The organism is Arthrobacter sp. 001422645 (assembly GCF_059816125.1).
The window spans coordinates 1-1010 of the sequence record NZ_JCBANT010000037.1 but is presented as its reverse complement, the minus strand read 5'-3'; the positions used below and the strand labels follow the sequence as shown (position 1 = coordinate 1010).

1 protein-coding gene and 1 pseudogene are annotated in these 1010 nt (G+C 65.2%); both read left to right on the top strand.

Features of this window, described 5'->3' with window-relative positions; translation table 11 throughout:
* Window positions 1–216, top strand: a pseudogene (locus AC6EUH_RS18275) (serine hydroxymethyltransferase); the annotation flags it as partial.
* A gap of 90 nt (window positions 217–306) precedes the next feature.
* Window positions 307–1010 (top strand): serine dehydratase beta chain (locus tag AC6EUH_RS18270; protein ID WP_499739504.1); only part of this gene is annotated, 704 nt, incomplete at its 3' end.

Sequence of the window (1010 nt, the reverse complement as noted above, 5' to 3'; positions counted from 1 at the left end):
GCCGTCCCGTTCGACCCGCGCCCGCCGATGGTCACCTCAGGGCTGCGGATCGGCACCCCCGCGCTGGCCACCCGCGGCTTCGGCGAGGCGGCCTTCGCAGAGGTTGCGGACATCATCGCGGAGGCCCTCATCGCCGACGCCGGCACGGACCTGTCCGGTCTGCGATCCCGGGTGGAGGCCCTCGCCGCCGCCCACCCGCTCTACCCCTCCTTATAGCCCGTCCAGGGAGTTGAGCCCGTCGAAGCATTGGGGGTTCGGCGGGCCCAACCACCGACATTCGAAGCATGACCAAGTAAGGAACCGACAATGGCTGTTGGAGTCTTTGACCTTTTTTCCATCGGAATAGGGCCCTCGAGCTCCCACACGGTGGGACCGATGCGGGCCGCAGCGGTGTTTGCCGAAGAACTCAAGGCCCTCGGCAAGCTGGCAGAGGTGGCGTCGCTGCGGGTGGACCTCTACGGCTCCCTCGCCGCGACCGGTCACGGCCACGGCACCATGACTGCCATCCTGCTGGGGCTGGAAGGCTTCCACCCCGAACTGATCCTGCCCGAGGAAGTGGAGGAACGGCTCGCCACGATTGCCGAGAGCGGGAAGCTGCAGCTGGCAGGCTCCGTGCAGCTGCCCTATGGCGTGAAGGACATGATCCTGCGCCCCCTGACCATTCTCCCGCGGCACACCAACGGCATGACATTTACCGTGTCCGGTGCCGACGGCGAGGTCCTGCACAGCGTCATTTTCTTCTCCGTGGGCGGCGGCTTCATCGTGCGCGAGGGCGAGGAGGACGCCGCGCAGAAAGAACTCGAGGAATCCAAGAAGGAACTGCCGCTGCCCTTCCGCACCGCCGCGGAACTGCTGGAACACTGCCGGAAGACTTCGTTGAGCATCAGCGAGGTGATGAGGGTCAACGAAGAGGACAGCCGGACGGAAGAGGAAATCCGTGAAGGTCTTCTGCACATTTACTCGGTGATGGAAGGCTGCGTCGAGGTCAGCCTCAAGCGTGAGGGGCTGCT